Origin of the sequence: Pseudomonas sp. BN606 (assembly GCF_029873115.1) — a bacterium.
GTDB lineage: Bacteria > Pseudomonadota > Gammaproteobacteria > Pseudomonadales > Pseudomonadaceae > Metapseudomonas.
The window spans coordinates 13,876-31,477 of the sequence record NZ_SSOF01000083.1 but is presented as its reverse complement, the minus strand read 5'-3'; the positions used below and the strand labels follow the sequence as shown (position 1 = coordinate 31,477).

18 protein-coding genes are annotated in these 17,602 nt (G+C 62.3%); 4 read left to right on the top strand and 14 right to left on the bottom strand.

Translation table 11 applies throughout. The features are described from left to right. Nucleotides 1-2 precede the first annotated feature (2 nt). From E8E75_RS26215 to ttcA, 5 genes are all read right to left on the bottom strand, one after another. The gene (locus tag E8E75_RS26215; RefSeq protein WP_120652009.1) at nt 3-530 is read right to left on the bottom strand and encodes a C40 family peptidase; all 528 of its coding nucleotides are present in this window, start codon (nt 528-530) and stop codon (nt 3-5) included. A 207-nt stretch (nt 531-737) separates the two neighbouring features. Next, entirely contained in the window at nt 738-1,358 is a 621-nt protein-coding gene (locus E8E75_RS26210) for a C40 family peptidase (RefSeq protein WP_153917936.1), read from the bottom strand. Between the two features lie 69 nt (nt 1,359-1,427). Further along, nucleotides 1,428-2,192, bottom strand: a complete 765-nt coding sequence (locus E8E75_RS26205) for an NAD-dependent deacylase (protein WP_120652013.1) — start codon at nt 2,190-2,192, stop codon at nt 1,428-1,430. A 42-nt stretch (nt 2,193-2,234) separates the two neighbouring features. Further along, nucleotides 2,235-2,906, bottom strand: coding sequence for a DNA-3-methyladenine glycosylase I (locus tag E8E75_RS26200; RefSeq protein WP_153917934.1), 672 nt, complete (start codon nt 2,904-2,906; stop codon nt 2,235-2,237). A 90-nt stretch (nt 2,907-2,996) separates the two neighbouring features. Beyond that, entirely contained in the window at nt 2,997-3,821 is an 825-nt protein-coding gene (gene ttcA, locus E8E75_RS26195; protein ID WP_280359900.1) for a tRNA 2-thiocytidine(32) synthetase TtcA, read from the bottom strand. 100 nt (nt 3,822-3,921) lie between these two features. Between ttcA and E8E75_RS26190 the strand changes: the two genes are divergently transcribed. From E8E75_RS26190 to E8E75_RS26180, 3 genes are all read left to right on the top strand, one after another. Beyond that, complete coding sequence (locus E8E75_RS26190) at nt 3,922-4,521, top strand: DNA-J related domain-containing protein (protein ID WP_153917882.1); 600 nt, start codon at nt 3,922-3,924, stop codon at nt 4,519-4,521. 155 nt (nt 4,522-4,676) lie between these two features. Next, nucleotides 4,677-5,276, top strand: coding sequence for a Yip1 family protein (locus E8E75_RS26185; RefSeq protein ID WP_028628964.1), 600 nt, complete (start codon nt 4,677-4,679; stop codon nt 5,274-5,276). A gap of 126 nt (nt 5,277-5,402) precedes the next feature. Beyond that, complete coding sequence (locus E8E75_RS26180; RefSeq protein ID WP_120652021.1) at nt 5,403-5,894, top strand: SprT family zinc-dependent metalloprotease; 492 nt, start codon at nt 5,403-5,405, stop codon at nt 5,892-5,894. Nucleotides 5,895-6,025: 131 nt separating this feature from the next. Here E8E75_RS26180 and E8E75_RS26175 read toward each other — a convergent pair whose 3' ends face one another. The 6 genes from E8E75_RS26175 to E8E75_RS26150 all read right to left on the bottom strand — a co-directional run bounded on the left by E8E75_RS26175 (nt 6,026) and on the right by E8E75_RS26150 (nt 13,062). Next, nucleotides 6,026-7,207, bottom strand: a complete 1,182-nt coding sequence (locus tag E8E75_RS26175; protein WP_153917880.1) for a CaiB/BaiF CoA-transferase family protein — start codon at nt 7,205-7,207, stop codon at nt 6,026-6,028. Between the two features lie 29 nt (nt 7,208-7,236). Continuing rightward, a complete protein-coding gene (locus tag E8E75_RS26170; protein WP_153917878.1) occupies nt 7,237-8,874 on the bottom strand; it encodes an AMP-binding protein in 1,638 nt (545 codons plus the stop codon). A gap of 52 nt (nt 8,875-8,926) precedes the next feature. Beyond that, nucleotides 8,927-9,757: an amidohydrolase family protein gene (locus tag E8E75_RS26165; protein WP_120652025.1), complete on the bottom strand. Its 831-nt coding sequence runs from the start codon at nt 9,755-9,757 to the stop codon at nt 8,927-8,929. Between the two features lie 92 nt (nt 9,758-9,849). Next, nucleotides 9,850-10,989, bottom strand: coding sequence for an acyl-CoA dehydrogenase family protein (locus E8E75_RS26160; protein ID WP_120652027.1), 1,140 nt, complete (start codon nt 10,987-10,989; stop codon nt 9,850-9,852). A 109-nt stretch (nt 10,990-11,098) separates the two neighbouring features. Further along, nucleotides 11,099-11,551, bottom strand: a complete 453-nt coding sequence (locus E8E75_RS26155) for a bacteriohemerythrin (RefSeq protein ID WP_120652029.1) — start codon at nt 11,549-11,551, stop codon at nt 11,099-11,101. Nucleotides 11,552-11,766: 215 nt separating this feature from the next. Next, the gene (locus E8E75_RS26150) at nt 11,767-13,062 is read right to left on the bottom strand and encodes a dicarboxylate/amino acid:cation symporter (RefSeq protein WP_120652031.1); all 1,296 of its coding nucleotides are present in this window, start codon (nt 13,060-13,062) and stop codon (nt 11,767-11,769) included. 323 nt (nt 13,063-13,385) lie between these two features. On the opposite strand from E8E75_RS26150, the gene E8E75_RS26145 reads away from it, so the two are divergent. Next, complete coding sequence (locus E8E75_RS26145; protein ID WP_120652032.1) at nt 13,386-14,384, top strand: AraC family transcriptional regulator; 999 nt, start codon at nt 13,386-13,388, stop codon at nt 14,382-14,384. Nucleotides 14,385-14,471: 87 nt separating this feature from the next. Here E8E75_RS26145 and E8E75_RS26140 read toward each other — a convergent pair whose 3' ends face one another. The 3 genes from E8E75_RS26140 to E8E75_RS26130 form a co-directional block, all read right to left on the bottom strand. Continuing rightward, nucleotides 14,472-15,818: an ATP-binding protein gene (locus E8E75_RS26140; RefSeq protein ID WP_120655239.1), complete on the bottom strand. Its 1,347-nt coding sequence runs from the start codon at nt 15,816-15,818 to the stop codon at nt 14,472-14,474. A 29-nt stretch (nt 15,819-15,847) separates the two neighbouring features. Then, nucleotides 15,848-16,525, bottom strand: a complete 678-nt coding sequence (locus E8E75_RS26135; RefSeq protein ID WP_077525528.1) for a response regulator — start codon at nt 16,523-16,525, stop codon at nt 15,848-15,850. A gap of 61 nt (nt 16,526-16,586) precedes the next feature. After that, on the bottom strand, nt 16,587-17,192 hold the full coding sequence (locus E8E75_RS26130; RefSeq protein WP_153917876.1) for an outer membrane beta-barrel protein: 606 nt from the start codon (nt 17,190-17,192) through the stop codon (nt 16,587-16,589). Nucleotides 17,193-17,602: the final 410 nt, after the last annotated feature.

The window sequence follows — 17,602 nt, the reverse complement described above, 5'->3', positions numbered from 1 at the left end:
CCTCAGTGGGATTGGGCCAGGCGTGGATCGAAGATTACGCGCTTGGCGCTGAGATAGCTGCGTTGCCAATAGCTGTTCGACAGGCTGTCCAGACGCACCGTTCCGCCCGTGCGCGGCGCGTGTACGAAGCGCCCCTCACCCACGTAGATGCCGGCATGGCTGACCTGCCCGCCGCCATTGGTGGCGAAGAACACCAGATCGCCGCTTTGCAATGCATTGAGGCTGATGCTGGGCGTACGCATGGAGATCAGTTCGCGCGTGGAGCGCGGCAGGGCGATGCCCGCGGCGTCGCGGTAGACGTAGCCGATCAGGCCACTGCAGTCGAAACCGCTGTCCGGGGTGTTGCCGCCCCAGCGATAGGGCGTGCCCACCAGGCCCAGGGCACGGAACAGCACGTCTTCAGCCGCAGGGGAGAACTGCTGGGAGGGCGCGGCAATGACAGGAGGAGAGTAAGGCGGCGGTGCCTTGCTCGCACAAGCGGTGAGCAACGAGGCCAGGGCAAGAATGGCGAGGCGGTTCGGTGCGAGCATGGCAAGTCAGTCCTGACTTGAGGAGTGCACGCTAATTTGCTGATCTCACAGTGATATTGCAAGAGAAAGCTACACACCCGAACAGAAAAAGTTCCCTGACCACACTCGGAAAGCGATTTTTTTTGCATTCAGGTAAAACCCGGACAGAAAAAAGCCGAGGCGACCACTAAGGGCTGCCTCGGCTGTTTCGACTCGAATCCGACTGGATCAGCGATGCAGCGGGTGGCGAGTCGGGGTATTCATGGCCAGGACGCGCTTGGCTTCCATGTAGCTGGCCTTCCAGTAGCGGTCGTCGAGGCTGTCGACGCGGACACCACCGCTGCGGCTGCTGCTGGAGTGGATGAAGCGGTCATCGCCGATATAAATGCCGGCGTGACTGACGCGGCCACGGCCACGATTGTTAAAGAACACGATGTCGCCGGGCTTCAGCTCGCTACGAGCGATCACCGGAGCATCCAGGTTGATCATTTCGCGAGTGGAACGCGGCAGCTGGATACCAGCCTCTTCCTTGAACAGGTAACCGACGAAACCGCTGCAATCGAAGCCGGTCTTCATAGAACGGCCGCCAAAGCGGTACGGAGTACCCACCAGCTCGAAACCGCGCTCAAGCAGGCCATCGGCCAGGGACGGCATCTGGTAGGGCTCGTCGTCGGTGAGGTTGGCAAGATCCAGGGCGGTGGGCCCACGATCCGCCAGCAGCGAATCGGGTGCGCCGTCGGCTACGGGGGTCTGGGCCTGGGATTGCGGTTGCTGCTGCACATTGCCTGCGCAAGCGGCGAGAAACAGAGCGAAGGTAAGAGGCACGAGGGGTGCGAAGCGCTTCAGCATGGGCACGACCGTGTCGAATGATTTCTGATGAAGGCGCGACTATGCCCTCTATCAAATCCATTTGCAAATTTAATCGCCCGAAATGTGACTCAGCAGTCCTTGCAAAACATCTAAGGCCTTTCCTCTGAGGTGGACATCGACGACGGGGCTCAGGTCGGTGAGCGCCGGATTGATTTCCACGGTGAAACCGCCTGCTTGGCGGGTGCGGATGACGGGCTCGATGATGTAAGGAAAGCTCGCCGTGGTTCCCACCGAGATCACCGCATCGAATCCCTTGCGTAGCTCGGCGTAGAGACTGTCGATGGCCTGCTCTGGGAGCATTTCTTCGAACAGCACCACGGGTGGGCGGAGAATACCACCACATTCATGGCATTTGGGAGGCATTTCTCCTGCCAGATGTCGGGCAAGGTCAGAACTTTCCGCCCCGCAGGACTGGCAGTAGAGCGGCGACAGCTCGCCGTGGATCTCGATCAGCCGCTCCGGCGGCGAGCCCGCCTGGCGGTGGTAGCCATCGATGTTCTGGGTCAATACCCAGCATTCGGGCTTGAGCCGCTGCAACTGTGCAATCGCTTCATGACCGGCGTTCGGCCGGGCGCCCAGACAGGCGCGGCCGAGCTGGGCGAGGTACTTCCAGCAGAGCGCCGGGTTGCGCCGCAGCATCGGCCCGGAAAGTGCTTCCTCTATAGGCAACCCCTCCTCCGTGACGCCGTTGTAGAGCCCGCCCAATCCACGATAGGTGGGCAACCCCGAATCAGCTGACAGCCCGGCTCCGGTGATCACCAGGATTCGCTCGGCCGCCTTGATGGCTGATGCCACGTGCTGGATATCCGACATGCTCCCCTCCTCTGCCGGCCGGCGCCGAGCGCCCGTTACGGTTCAGTGATTGACGGTGTGGGCCAGCATCCACGAAAGCTGGCAGAGCGGGCGACCGCTTTCGGCATGCCACTGGTTGAAAGCTGCCTGGACCTGGGCCAGGTCTTTCTGGCTGGTGGGCGCCTTATCGATGATGTCCTGGGCCTTGAGGGCCGCGACCATATCATCGGTCGGAATGAAGGTGTCCTTGCCGACCATACGCAGGAAGCGCGGCGCCGACAGCCCGCCCAACTGGTTGCCATGCTTGGCCAGGTACTTCCACAGGCCAACGATATCGGTCACCGGCCAGTCGGCGATCAGGGCGCCAAAGCTGCCTTTCTCTCGTGCCACATCCAGCACGAACTGGGCATTGCGCGGCACGCTCTTGAGCTTGCCGAGGTGGCGGATCAGTCGCGCGTCCTGCATCAGACGCTCCAGATGCTCGGCGCCCATCAGCACCACTTTCTGCGGATCGAAGCCAAAGAAGGCCAGCTCGAAGGCCGGCCACTTGGCGTCCACCAGGCTGTGCTTTAAGCCCGCACGGAAGACGCGAAGAGCAATCAGCGACAGATAGCGGTCATCGCTGAGCGCACGCAATTCGGCGTCACCGAGCGGCTGCGGCAGGCGTGCCTCCAGGGCTTCGGCCGAGCCGAAGCGGTTCAGGCAGTATTCGTGGAGCCAGCGGTAGTCGCGCATGCGTTGTCCTTTCGATGCGGAAACGATTCCCTGTAGGAGCCTGCTTGCTGGCGAACCTTCGCGAGCAACCTTTCTCCTGCAAGGGCACGATCAGATGTTGATCACGTCCAGCGTACGCGGTGCCGCGGTCTCGTCGATGCGCAGGCTGGCGAAGTCGAACAGGTTGCGGTCAGCCAGCTGCGAAGGCACTACGTTCTGCAGGGCACGGAACATGATCTCGGTACGCCCCGGCGACTTACGCTCCCACTCCTGGAGCATTTCCTTGACCACCTGACGCTGCAGATTCTCCTGGGAGCCGCAGAGGTTGCACGGGATGATCGGGAACTCCTTGAGAATGGAGTAGGCCTCGATATCGGCTTCATTGCAGTAGGCCAGTGGACGGATCACCACGTTGCGGCCGTCGTCGGCACGCAGCTTCGGCGGCATGGCCTTGAGGGTGCCGCCATAGAACATATTGAGGAAGAAGGTCTCGAGGATATCGTCGCGGTGGTGACCCAGGGCCATCTTGGTCGCACCGATCTCGTCGGCGAAGGTATAGAGGGTGCCACGACGCAGGCGCGAGCAGAGCGAGCAGGTGGTCTTGCCTTCCGGAATCTTCTCCTTCACCACCGAATAGGTGTCCTTTTCGATGATGTGGTACTGCACACCGATGGATTTCAGGTAGGCCGGCAGGACATGCTCGGGGAAGCCGGGCTGCTTCTGGTCCATGTTCACGGCCACGATCTCGAACTTGATCGGCGCGACCTTCTGCAGGTACAGCAGCACGTCCAGCATGGTGTAGCTGTCCTTGCCTCCGGACAGGCAGACCATGACCTTGTCGCCATCCTCGATCATGTTGAAGTCGGCGATGGCTTCGCCGGCCAGGCGGCGGATGCGTTTCTGCAGTTTGTTCTGGTTGACCGAAAGGGTGCCCATGGTGCTCTGAAATCCGGGGGGAATGCGAAAAGCTGGCTATTTTACGCACAAAGCGAGCGCGACCCCAGTCCCATCATCGCCCTGTGCTAGGCTCCGGCGGATGAACAGTGACCTCGATCCCGCCCTGGACCTCAGCGACCAGCTCCTCGAACTCTTGCGCGGGGCCCCCGAGGGGCTGAGCGAGTACCAGTTGATCCAGGCCCTCAAGGCCCGCCACTCCACCCACATCCCGCACTTGGAACTTACCGACAAGCTGGTGCTGTTCCGTACGCACTTCCTGGTATTCAACGCGCTCTACCGCCTGCGCGACCAGCTGAACGGCACCGGCCTTGCGCAGCTGGCCATCAGTCCGCTGTGCGTGCAACTGCTGCCCTATGAGGCTGGGGCCACCTCGGCCCTCAGCGAGCTGGACCCGCTGCGCGACTATTACCTGGACTTGGGTAACCTGCGGCACACGACCGAGGAAGATGTGGAACGCCTGCTGGCCAGTTTCTGGACCCGCATGCAGGGCAGTGAAGAGAAGCTCGCGGCACTGGAGCTGTTTGGCCTGCACAGCGGCAGCCAGCCTCTCAGCCTCGCGGTGATCAAGCAGCGCTACCGCCAGTTGGTGAGCCAGCACCACCCCGATCGCGGCGGCAGCACCTCGCGCCTGCAATCGATCAACAAGGCCATGGAAATACTCCAACGCTATTACAGCTGACGCTGAATCTTCGATTCGCTCTAAGGCGTCGCCGAATCGCCTGCCTATACTGCGACATAAGGTCGCATAGGTCGGCCGGGCACCGGGTGGCGCTGGCTACGCGCCCCCGGCGCTTCGCTGGGGGGCGACCTCATAATAATGAGGAGGTGTTCAGCATGATCCACCACGTTTGGGGGCTCTTCACCCATCCCGATCAAGAGTGGCAAGAGATCCGTGGCGAAGAGGAAAGCGTCAGCCACATGTACCTCACCCACGTCCTGATCCTTGCTGCAATTCCCGTGATTTCTGCCTATATCGGCACCACCCAGGTCGGCTGGGTACTGGGCAAGGGCGATCCCGTGATGCTCACCCAGGCCAGCGCGTTGCAGATGTCCATCATGTCCTATCTGGCGATGCTCGCCGGCGTGGCAGTGATGGGCGGATTCATCCACTGGATGGCGCGCACTTACGACGCCAATCCTAGCGTTACCGAGTGCATCGTGTTTGCCGCTTACTGCGCGACCCCGCTGTTCATCGGCGGTCTCGCGGCGCTCTACCCGCACCTCTGGTTCGGCGCAACAGTAGGCACATTAGCCATCTGCTACACGGTCTACCTGCTGTACGTGGGCATACCGACTTTCATGAACATTCCGAAAGACGAAGGCTTCCTGTTCTCCAGCTCGGTGCTGGCAGTGGGCCTGGTGGTGCTCGTGGCGATGATCGCCTCCGCCGTGATCCTCTGGGGCTTCGGCCTGGGGCCGGTGTACACCAGCTGAAAACCCTCGTTGACCAGAAGGCCGCCTGCGGGCGGCCTTTTCTTTTGGCCGGGAATGACCGCTCGGCGTCACCACCTTTGGGCAGCAAACGCTTTGCGGCATAATTCCGCGCCAACGGAGTGCCCTATGCCCGAGCAGCTACTTGCCCGCGTCGAGGCCTGCTATCAGCAGGCCGAAGCCTTTTTCAAATGCCGGTTTCCCCGCCCCGAAGTGAGCTTCAAGCTACGCGGGCAGAAGGCCGGCGTCGCCCATCTGGACGAAAACAAGCTGCGTTTCAACCCGCAGCTCTACCGCGAAAACCAGGAAGACTTCCTGCGCCAGACCGTCGCCCACGAAGTGGCGCACCTGGTAGCCCATCAACTGTTCGGCCCCCGAATCCAACCCCATGGCGAGGAATGGCAGCTGATCATGCGCGGGGTCTACGAACTCCCCCCAAACCGCTGCCACACCTATGAGGTGAACCGGCGCAAGGTGACGCGCTACCTGTACCGCTGCGCCTGCCCCGACGGCCATCCTTTCTCCGCCCAGCGCCACGCCCTGGTGACGCGCGGGCGCCGCTACTACTGTCGGCGCTGCCAGGTGACTCTGGTGTTCAGCGGGGAACAAAGCCAGGTTTAGGACCTGTGGCGGACCTGTGGGGACGAATTCATTCGCCATGCAGGCCGAAGGCCTGCCCACCGGAGGCCGGGGACCGCCATGCGGTCCTCAGCGAATGAGTTCGCCCCCCACAAGGTTCCTGCTTCGCCCCGTCAACCCACCACCTTCGCCGCCTTCAGCGCCTCGATCTGCTCGGCGCTGAGCCCCAGCGCGGCCAGCACTTCAGCGGTATGCGAGCCCAACGGGCCGCCGGCATGGCGCGGCGCGGGCAGGCCGGCAGAGAACCTGATCGGACAGCCGATCTGCTTCTGCGCAGGCAAGCCTTCGCGCGGAACCTCCACCACCAGGCCGCGGGCCTTGATCTGTGGATGATCCACCGCCTCGGACAGCGGCAGCATCGGCTCCACGCAGGCGTCCAGCTCGGCGAAGACCTCGACCCACTCGGCGAAGTCGCGCTTTTCGAATTCGATCTCGATTGCCCGTTTCAGCTCCTGCTGGTCTTCGGGCCTGGGCGACAGTCCCTTCGCTGCCAGCTCGGGACGGCCAAGGGCGGCGCAGAACTGCTGCATGAACTGCGGCTCCAAGCTTCCTACAGAGAACCAGCGGCCATCACGGGTACGGTAGTAGTCGTAGAAGCTGCCGCCATTCAGGGCCTGGTTCTCCATGGCCGGTTCAACACCCGCACCGAGATAGCTGGCACCCGCCATGCCGTGCAGGGCGAAGGCGCAGTCGGTCATGCTGACGTCCACGTGCTGCCCCTCCCCTGTCACCTGGCGATGGATCACAGCCGCGAGCAGGCCCATCACCCCATGCAGGGAGCCGCCGCCAATATCCGCGAGTTGTACGCCCAGCGGCAGCGGTCCGCTGTCGCGGCGTCCGGTGTAGCTGGCGATACCGGCCAGGGCCAGGTAGTTGATGTCGTGTCCGGCACGGTCGCGATAGGGGCCGGTCTGGCCATAGCCGGTGATGGATAAATAGATCAGCTTCGGGTTGATCGCCTTCAGCGCTTCATAACCCAGCCCCAGCCGTTCCATGACGCCTGGACGGAACTGTTCCAGGACGATGTCGTATTCCTGCACGAGTTGTCTGACCAGCTCCACCGCCTCCGGCCGTTTCAAGTCCAGGGCAATGCTGCGCTTGTTGCGGTTCAGATAGGCGTGGCTGGTGGACTGGCCGCCGTCGTGGGGCGGCAGCACACGCACCAGGTCTGTACGCGTAGGCGACTCCACCCGGAGCACATCGGCGCCCATGTCAGCCAGCAGCAACGAGGCGAAGGGCCCCGGCAGCAGGGTGGAGAAGTCGAGGATTTTCAGCGAAGACAAAGGGCCTTTCATGGCAACTCCTGATGCGTATGTTCTGGCGGTCATTCCCAGTGCAACGCCTGGTGTGCATCGAGACGGTCGACCGCCGGGGCGTAACGGGCCTCCAGCACGTTGCGGCGAATCTTCATGGTCGGGGTCATGCAGCCGTTATCCACCGTCCAGGGCTCACGCACCAGCAGCAGATGGCTGACGCGCTCATGGGGCAGCAGCCGGTCATTGAGTTGTTCGAGGGTGGTCAGCAGGTCCGCCTCCACCTGGGCGCGGGCCTGCTCGCGGGCGGCCGGGCTCAGCTCGATCAACGCCAGCGGCTGGTCCAGGCCGCTGCCCATCAGACACACCTGCTCGACCCAGAGATTCTTGGCGATTTCGCCCTCGATGGGGGCCGGCGCCACGTACTTGCCCTTGCTGGTCTTGAAGATGTCCTTCACCCGACCGGTAATGCGCAGGTAGCCGTCGTCGTCGACATGCCCCTTGTCGCCGGTATGCAGCCAGCCATCGCGCAGGGTTTCTGCGCTCTTCTCCGGCTCCAGGTAGTAGCCGCTCATCAGCGATGGGCTGCGGTAGAGGATTTCTCCGTCATCGGCGATGCGCAGGTCGTTGTCCGGCATCACCCGGCCCACCGTGCCGAAGCGCACCTGCCCCGGCCGATTGAAGTTGCCGTAGGCGAAATTCTCGGTCATGCCGTAGCCCTCGCAGATAGTCAGGCCGATGCGCCGATACCACTCCAGCAACGCCACCGGAATGGGCGCCGCACCGCTCACCAGCACTCGCGCGCGGTCCAGCCCCAGACCGCGGCGGATCTTCCACGCCACCAGAGCCCCCAGCAGCGGAATGGCCAGCAAGCGGTCGAGTCGCCCCTGGGGTAGCCGCTCCAGTACGCCCTGCTGGAAGCGCGTCCACAAGCGTGGAACCGAGAAGAACTGGGTTGGTCGCACCTGACGCAGGTCTTCAGCGAAGGTTTCCAGGGATTCGACGAAAGCGATTTCACCGCCGCAATAGAGGCTGTTGGTTTGCACCAGGAAGCGTTCGGCGGCATGAGACAGCGGCAGGTAGGAAAAGAACCGGTCGTCCGGCCCCAGCCCCATTTCCCCTACCGAGCGGCTGGAGGCGAAGGCGAACGCCCGCGCCGTCTGCATTACGCCCTTGGGCTGGCCGGTGGTACCGGAGGTATAGAGGATGCAGAGCAGTTCGTCCGGGCGCTGCTCATGGGTTTCACTCATGGGTTCGTAACGCGACAGCAAATCGCCCCAGGCATGTTCGGCGCGCAGCGTCGGATAGGGCATGGCGATGCGTGCCACGCTGTCGGGAATGCCGGATTCCAGGCGCTCGGCATCATCCAGCTTGCCGAGGATGATCACCTTGCATGCGGAATGGCGTAGCACGTACTCGATGCTCTCGGCCGATTGCAGCGGGTAGAGCGGCACGCTGACCAGTCCGGCGAGCATGATCGCCATGTCGCTCAGGATCCATTCCGCGCAGTTCTTCGCAAGTATTGCCACCCGGTCGCCCGGCTCGCAGCCCAGGGCCCGCAGTGCGCTGGCCAGGCGCCGGGCGCGGTCGTCGGCCTCGCGCCAGGTGATGGGATGCCAGGTCCGCGCCACCGGCTGGCGCAGCCAGACGCGGTCTGGCGTGGTCGCCACCCAGTGGGTGAAACGTTGCAACGGCAATGCTTCGCTCATCCTTCGCCCCTCTTATTGTTGTTATCGGCTCGCTGCCCAATGGCCCATCACTCTAGAGCTTGAACACTCTTCGTGCGTTGCCGTGAAGGAATTTTCCTTTCACATCCTCCGACAGCCCCATCTCCTCTACCTGCTCCATGCAACGCGAGAGCGACAACTGCGGAAAGTTGCTGCCGAATAGCACCTTGTCCTGGCCGTAAGTCTTCATGTACTGGATCAACGCCTGCGGGTAGTAGCGCGGCAGGTAGGCAGAAGTATCGATATAGATGTTGTCGTGCTTCCAGGCGACGCCAATCATTTCCTCGGTCCAGGGATGGCCGATATGCCCAGCGACGATGCGCAGCTCGGGGAAGTCCAGCGCCACCTCGTCCAGGTACGGCACGGGCCGGCCGGTTTCCGAGGGCATCAGCGGGCCGGTGTGGCCCACCTGAGTGCAGAAGGGGATGTCCAGCTCGATGCACTTCGCATAGAGCGGGTAGTAGAGCCGGTGGTTGGGCGGCAGTTTCCACAGCCATGGCACTACCCGCAGCGCCTTGAAACCCAGCTCATTCACGGCGCGATCCAACTCGCGCAGGGCGGCCATGGGCTTGCTCATGTCCACCGCTGCAACCCCGACGAAGCGATCGGGGAAGGCGCGGGTGTATTCGGCCACTTCTTCGTTAGTGCTTACCCAGCGTTCAGGACGGCACCAGGCGCTGACCATCAGCTTGTCGATGCCGGCACGGTCCATTTCGGCAACGGTTTGCTCGGGACTCAGGCCCTTGTCGAGCAGGGACGTGGTTCCGGACTTCTCGAACAGCCGCACTGCCTCGGGTATCAGCTCGCGGGTTCGGCCAGTAGCAAGCTGGGCCCAGGCATCGATGGCGCCTTTTGCGTGAGTCATGACGATTGCCTCAATAGTGTCTGTTCAAGGTGCGCACAGCACACCCTACGGGGCACATTTGTACGGTGCGCCACGCGCACCGCCCGCCATCCTCAGAGCTTCATCCCGCGGCTGATGATCTCTTTCATGATTTCCGAAGTGCCGGCGAAGATGCGCTGGATACGCGCGTTCGCGTACATCTTGCAGATCGGGTACTCCCACATGTAGCCCCAGCCGCCATGCAACTGCACGCCTTCGTCCACCACCTTGCACAGCAGTTCTGTGGTGAACAGCTTGGCCTCGGCGGCCACCTCGGGAGTGAGCTTCTTCTGGTTGTGGTCCATCACGCAGCGGTCGGTGAACACCTGCGCGACGTCGATCTGGGTACGCATCTCGGCCAGCTTGAAGCGGGTGTTCTGGAAGTGCGCTACGGGCCGATCGAAGGCCTTGCGCTCCTTCACGTAGTCGATGGTGGTGAGCAGCGCGGCCTCGGCGCCGGCCACTGCACCGCAGGCATTGGTCAGCCGCTCCTGAGCGAGCATGTTCATCAGATAGAAGAAGCCACCCTTGGCATCGCCCAGCAGGTTTTCCTTCGGCACCTTCACGTTATTGAAGAACAGCTCGGCAGTGTCCTGGCTCTTCATGCCCAGCTTCTTCAGGTTGCGACCACGCTCGAAACCCTCCATGCCCCGCTCCACCAGGAACAGACCCATGGCGTGCTTGTTCGCCGGGTCGGTCTTGGCGGCGACGATCACCACGTCCGCCAGCAGCCCGTTTGAGATGAACACCTTGGAGCCGTTGAGCAGGTAATGGTCACCCTTGTCGATTGCGGTAGTGCGCATGCCAGCCAGATCGGAGCCAGCGGAAGGTTCGGTCATGGCCACAGCGAGGATGGTTTCGCCGCGGATGATTCCCGGTAGGAAGCGCGCCTTCTGCTCGGCGTTGCCGTACTCGGCGATGTAGGGGCCGCAGAGGGCCGAATGCAGAGGAATCATGAAGCCCGGCTCGTTGATGTAGGCCAGTTCCTCGCACATGATCTGCTCGTAACGGAAGTCCTTGAGCCCGGAACCACCGTATTCCTCGTCCGCCCAAGGCAGCAGGAAGCCCATCTCCCCAGCTTTCTTCCACACGCTGCGGTCGACCACGCCGGCCGCTTCCCACTCGTCCTGGTGCGGAACCACTTCCCTTTGCAGGAAGGCTCGGAAAGCCTCGCGGAACAGATTGTGTTCGGTCTCGAAATGAATGCGCTGCATGGGGTTGCCTCCCTGGGCCGAAGTCGTGCCGCAGGTTAGGCGCCAGCGCCTTGCGCCCTCAATGACGCAAGCGCTCAGAGCGAATTGACTCAATCGACCAGATACGCATTCAACCGAACAGCTTGCCCAAAAGCGACGACATCAGGCTCTTGCGCCCAAGTTTCTTCACATAAGGCACGTAGTCCTGGTCTTCCTGCTTGACGTGGCTGACCAGCCAGAGGCCGATGAAGATTCTTGCCTTGGCCGCTACCTTGGCGGGCGCCTCACCTGATTCAAGCTTCTTGAGCAGGTCCTGGGCCCGCGCCTTGAAACTTTCATGGGTGGCCCGATGCGCCTCCAGCATCGGATATCCAGCCTGCTCCATCAGCGACTCTTCGTAAGTGTTGTGGGAAATGGCGTAGTGGATCAGGCCATGCACTACGAGTTCGAGCCCCTGCGAATCGTCGCGGGCGACCCCTTCCTCGATCTCGGCGAAGTAGTCGAAGAGACGCTTGTGCTGCTCGTCAATGATCGAGATCCCGGTCGAATAATCCGACGACCAGGCAAGATTCATGCTGTTCATGGTGTTGTCCTTAGTACCAAACGGCGCAGAAAGAGGCACAGCGCCTGCAGGCACCCACCCCGTGAAGGGCGAGAATGTTCCTTTGGCGCCAGCGCACCGGGCTTGACCCAGATCAAGTCGAAGAGCCATTCGGCAGGACAAAAAAAGCCCGGCTACGGGGAGCCGGGCTTGAGAAAGTCTCCTCGCGGGGAGGAGAACGCTGTAGCAGTCGTCGATCAGGCAGCGGTCTGCGGAGCGGCAGGAGCTTCGGACTTTCCGCTGGAAGCCAGCTCACGCTGCAGAGTGTCTTCGTCCAGTTGCTTGCACCACTTGGCGACCACGATGGTGGCAACGCCGTTGCCGATCAGGTTGGTCAGGGCACGGGCTTCGGACATGAAGCGGTCGATGCCGAGGATCAGTGCCAGGCCGGCAACCGGCAGGTGGCCAACGGCGGACAGAGTGGCGGCCAACACAATGAAGCCGGAACCGGTGACGCCGGCGGCGCCCTTGGATGCGATCAGCAGCACAGCCAGCAGGGTCAGCTGGTGAGTGATGTCCATGGTGGTGTCAGTAGCCTGGGCGATGAACACCGCAGCCATGGTCAGGTAGATGGAAGTGCCATCCAGGTTGAAGGAGTAGCCAGTGGGGATCACCAGGCCGACCACGGACTTCTTGGCACCCAGTTTTTCCATCTTGTTCAGCATGCGCGGCAGGGCCGACTCGGAAGAAGACGTACCGAGTACGATCAGCAACTCTTCGCGGATGTAGCGGATGAAGCGCAGGATGCTGAAGCCGTGGGCACGGGCGATACCGCCCAGGACCACCAGGATGAAGAACACGCAGGTGATGTAGAAGCACAGCATCAACTGGCCAAGCTGCACCAGCGAACCCACGCCGTACTGGCCGATGGTGAAGGCCATGGCACCGAAGGCACCGATGGGGGCGACCTTCATGATCATGTTGATGATGCCGAACATGACCTGGGCGATGCGATCGATGAATTCCAGCACCGGCTTGCCGTAGTCACCCATGCGCTGCAGGGCGAAAGCGAAGATCACGGAGAAGAACAGCACCTGCAGGATGTCACCCGAGGCGAAGGCGCCAACGATGGTGCTGGGGATGACGTTGAGCAGGAAGGCAATGGTGCTCTGCTGTTCGCCGGCAGCGGTGAAGGCGGCAATGCCCTTGGTGTCCAGGGTGGCCGGATCGACATGCATGCCGACACCAGGCTGGACGATGTTGACCACGACCAGGCCGATGATCAGCGCGATGGTGGATACGATTTCGAAATACAGCAGCGCGTAGCCGCCGGTCTTACCCACTGCCTTCATGTCCTGCATGCCGGCGATGCCGCTGACCACGGTGCAGAAGATGATGGGCGCGATGGCCATCTTGATCAGTTTGACGAAGCCGTCACCCAGGGGTTTGAGCGCAACACCGGTCTCCGGATAGAAGTGACCCAGCAGGATGCCGATGGCGATGGCGACGATGACCTGGACGTACAGGCTCTTGTAGAACGGTTGGCGGGACATGGCAGTGTTCCTTTCAAGTGATCCCGACCTGTTCCGTAAGGCCTGGCGTCACTGTGATCGACATATCTCCCTGTCTGGGAGACTTTTGTTGTTGTGCGGTCCAGTCGAATGGACGGCACTCTCTCCATAGCAGCCGTTGTGCCAAGTCCTCTGATTTTAATAAAGTCTTATATTTCAATGACTTGAAAGAGAAACAAACCCAGCCCAACGCATCCCTTGGGCGGATTTCCGCCAGGACCCCAGGGGGATTTCCGCCACTTGCGCCCTTGTGGCCGCCTCCAGCCACGCCCTAACATCGGCCTCCCTGACCACGGATCAGCCCCATGCGCGAGCGCACAATCGCCAGCCATTTCGTCCGGGCCGCCTTGTGCGGCGCCATGCACCATGGCGTGGATTGCACCCCCTTGCTGCGTGCCGCCGGCATTCAGCCGGCCCTGCTGGACGAACCGCGGGCCCGCGTGGCTCCTGAACAGTTCGCGCGACTGATGCAGCTGCTCTGGGAAGTGCTCGACGACGAGTACATGGGCTTCGGCCAGCAGCGCAGCAAGCGCGGCACCTTCGCCATGATGTGCCACGCAATCATCCATTGCCGCAGCCTGGAAAAGGCCCTCGTGAGGGGTACCCTTTTCTACGGGCTGTTCCCTGATGCCCCGCGCATCCAGCTGGAACGGGACGGCGATTTCGCCGTCCTGACGGTGGACGACGCGCTGCTCCGCGACCCGGACCACTTCCTGGTGGAAAGCCTGCTGGTTATCTGGCATCGGTTGGGCAGTTGGCTGATTGGCCAGCGCATCCGGCTGGAGGAAGCCACCTTCAGCTATGCCAAACCGGCCCACGCGGCCGAGTACGAATTGCTCTTCCCCACCAGCCGCCACTTCGGGGCGCCGCGCATCAGCCTGCGCTTTCATTCGCGCTACCTGGCCATGCCGCTGCTACAAGACGAGCGCACGCTCAAGCACTTCCTCGAACACTCCCCGGCCGACCTGCTGGCCCGTCCCGATGGCGGCGACAGTCTGACCAGCCAGATCCGCCGCCTGCTTGGCCGCGACTGCCGTACCTGGCCAGACTTGGAAGCGGTGGCCCAGCACCTGCACATCAGCCCGCAGACCCTGCGTCGACACTTACGGGAGGAGGGTTCGAGCTTCCAGGAACTGAAGGACCACCTGCGCCGCGACCTGGCCATCTACCACCTGGGCCGGGATGAACTCTCCATCCAGGACATCGCCGAACAGCTCGGCTTCTCCGAACCATCGGCATTCCATCGGGCGTTCAAGAAGTGGACCGGACTGACGCCGGGGGCGTATCGGGCGCAGGAGACCTAAATCGGCCCGGAATGTGGATGGGCTGTAGGGGCGAATTCATCCGCCAAGCAGAACGCAGTTCTGCCGTAGGGTGGGCTTCAGCCGATTTCAGAGCAACGGAAACCGAATCCTGAACTCCGCCCCGCCCAACGGGGACTCCTCCAGGAACAGTTCGCCGTCGTAGCTTTCGATGATGTCCTTGATTACCGCCGTACCTATGCCCTGCCCCGGATGCTGGGCGTCCAGCCGCTCGCCGCGCTTGAGGATGCGCTCGCGCTGATCCAGCGGCACGCCGGGGCCGTCGTCCTCCACCTTGAGTTCGCAATGACCGCCGCGCACACGGGCACTGACGCGAATTTCCCCCAGACACAGGCGGAACGCGTTCTCCAGCAGGTTGCCGAGCATCTCCAGCAAGGCTCCCTGCTCCATAGGGATCATCAGGTCCTGGTCGAAATCCCGCTCCACACGCACACGCTTCTCCCGATAGACCTTGTCCAGCGCATCGCAAAGGGTGTCCAGCAGCGGCGCCAGACGCACCCGGTGACGTACCAGGCCACTCTTGCGCAGTGACGCCCGCTGCAGCTGGTAGCCGATCTGCTGGCTCATGCGCTCTATCTGACTCTGCAGCACCCGCGCCTGCTCGCGGTTGTCCGACCGGGCGGCGATGTTCTCGCTGACGCCCTGCAGCACGGAGAGCGGCGTCTTCAGACTATGGGCAAGGTCGTCCAGCGAATTGCGATAGCGCTCGCGCTGACGGCGTTCGCTATCCAGCAGGCGATTGAGGGACTTGGTCAGGCGCAGCAGCTCACGCGGGTGGTCGTCACTCAGGCTGTCACGACTGCCGGATTCCACCTGGTCCAGCTCGGCACTGAGCCCGCGCAGGCTGCGAAAGCCCCAGGTCAAGCCGAACCAGAGCAACCCCAGCAGCACCAATAGCGCTCCTCCCAGCCAGAGGTAGAGCTGCTGGAGGAATCCGTCGTACATGGACTGGTAGTCGCTAACCGGCTGCATGGTGACGACGCTGTAGGCGGCGCGCTGCCCGCGCAGCAGGTCCACCTCCACGTCGTAGACGAAGAACTCGCGCCCCTTGGCATCCGCGACCCTGAGAAACTCGTGGCCCTGGCCGTCGTAGCGCGGCCGGTAGGTCACCTGCTCATCCCGCGATGAAAGGGACTGCCAGACCTTGGCACCTTCACTGTCGTAGATGTAGCCAAGCTGACTGGCCTCCAGGTTGTCGAACTCCTCGTTGGGCAGCTTGTCGGGCATCTCCAGCTGACCGTTCTCCACACGGGCCGCCGCGATCAGCGCACTGGCATCGGCGGCCAGCCGCTGCTCGATGGACTGGTCGAGGGCGATCACGAAGGCGCCCCGCAGCGCTGGCAGCAATGCGAGCATGAACAGCACCGCCATCGCGGCGGCACCCAGCATAAGTCGCAGGCGCAGCGACCATCCCATCGGGCGGTAGAAATTCCGCCATGCCTTGGTCATCGGCAGCGCTCGGTGAACAGGTAGCCCTGGCCGCGCACAGTGTCGATCGGCTTGAATCCGCTGCCGCCCTCCAGCTTGCGGCGCAGGCGACCGACCAACACTTCGATCACATTGGGATCACGCTCCTCATCATTCGGATACAGCTGCTCCATCAGCCGCTCCTTGGCCACAACCTGCTGGTGATGACGCATCAGGTATTCGAGGATGCGGTATTCGTAGGCTGTGAGCGCTACGGGTTCACCGTCCAGTTGTGCCTGCTTGCGGTTCAGGTCCAGTAGCAGCGGACCCGCCTCTATCGTTGACTGAACGAACCCCGAAGAACGCCGCAACAGTGCATTCAGCCGTGCCTCCAGTTCCTCGAACTGGAAAGGCTTGACCACGTAATCGTCAGCCCCGGCGGCCAGCCCCTCGACCTTGTCCTGCCAGTTGCCACGGGCGGTGAGAATGAGGATGGGGAAGCTCTTGCCCTGGCTGCGCAACTGACGGATCAGATCCAGCCCGCTCATGCCCGGCAGGCCGAGGTCAACCACTGCCAGGTCATGGTTGTATTCCGCCGCGCGATATAGCGCTTCTTCGGCATCGGGCACCGCATCCACGACATGCCCCTGCTCGCCGAGACGGGTGTAGAGGTGATGACGCAGCAGCGCCTCGTCTTCCACAACCAGCAGTTTCATGGGCCGCTCTCCGTATCAATGAGGCGGCCGGGCAAATGCCCGGCCCGTTGCATGTAACGCATCAGAACTTGTAGTTGGCGCCCAGGTAGGCCTGGCCGCTGCTATGCAGATCCAGGGAGCCCAGACGCGGACCTCCGTGTTCACCCATGTCGGTGCTGACGTTGGTACGCAGGTAACGGTAGCCGGCCTCGATCGACGCATTCTTGCTCAGGTCCTGGAGAATACCGGCCTGCAGACCGGCAGCGTAGTTGATGTTGCTGTCGCGGCTCATGGCCTTGCTTTCCTGCTCCAGCTTGACCAGGCCGAGGGTCGCACCGCCGAACAGCTTGGTGTTGTATGCACCCACCGGCACGAACACATCGTAGCTGCCGAGGAGGTTCTGCTGGCGCAGCTTGTAGCCGCTATTGGTATCGGAGAAGTTCTCGTAGGTCATGTAGTAGCGGCCGCCGTCGGTCTGCTGGCCGGCACGTACACCCCAGGTGCCAGTCTTGTGGATGACCTTGTCCAGATTGGGATTGTTCAGGTTCGCGTTCAGCGAATCGGACTTCTGGATGTTGTTGTTGGTCTGCCCCCAGGTCAGACCGACGAAGTTGTCCGCGGCCTGGGCGCCGGCGGCAGCAAGGGCCAAGGCGGAAGCGAGGGCGATATGGCTGAAGGTACGGTTCATGGTGGGATTCCTTTTCGAGTGGTCGTGTAGTTGCTGAACTCGGGGGCTAGATTGCCCACCAGCCACTGAACCGCCGCTGAACCCTTCTTGAACCTGAGCTGAACGAAACTTCTTACCCCGCCTGAAGCCCTTTCCGCTGGCCTCGTCGGCGGGCATTTAGCCCTCAGCCCCTGAATCGCAGACAAAAAAAACGGGAGCCCATCCGGGCTCCCGCACTCAATTCAGAGAAAATGTCCGGAACCGGCACTGCCAGGTTTCCAGACTACAACCTCACCTGCGTTCCAGAAGAAACGCCCGCGTAGTCTGGCAAAAACCTGGGGCGGGCTTCCGTTTCGCTTTGTTTGCCATTTGCAAACATATGTAAACGCGCGGGCCGCTGGCCCATTCCAGCGGCGCCGGGCAGAATGCCG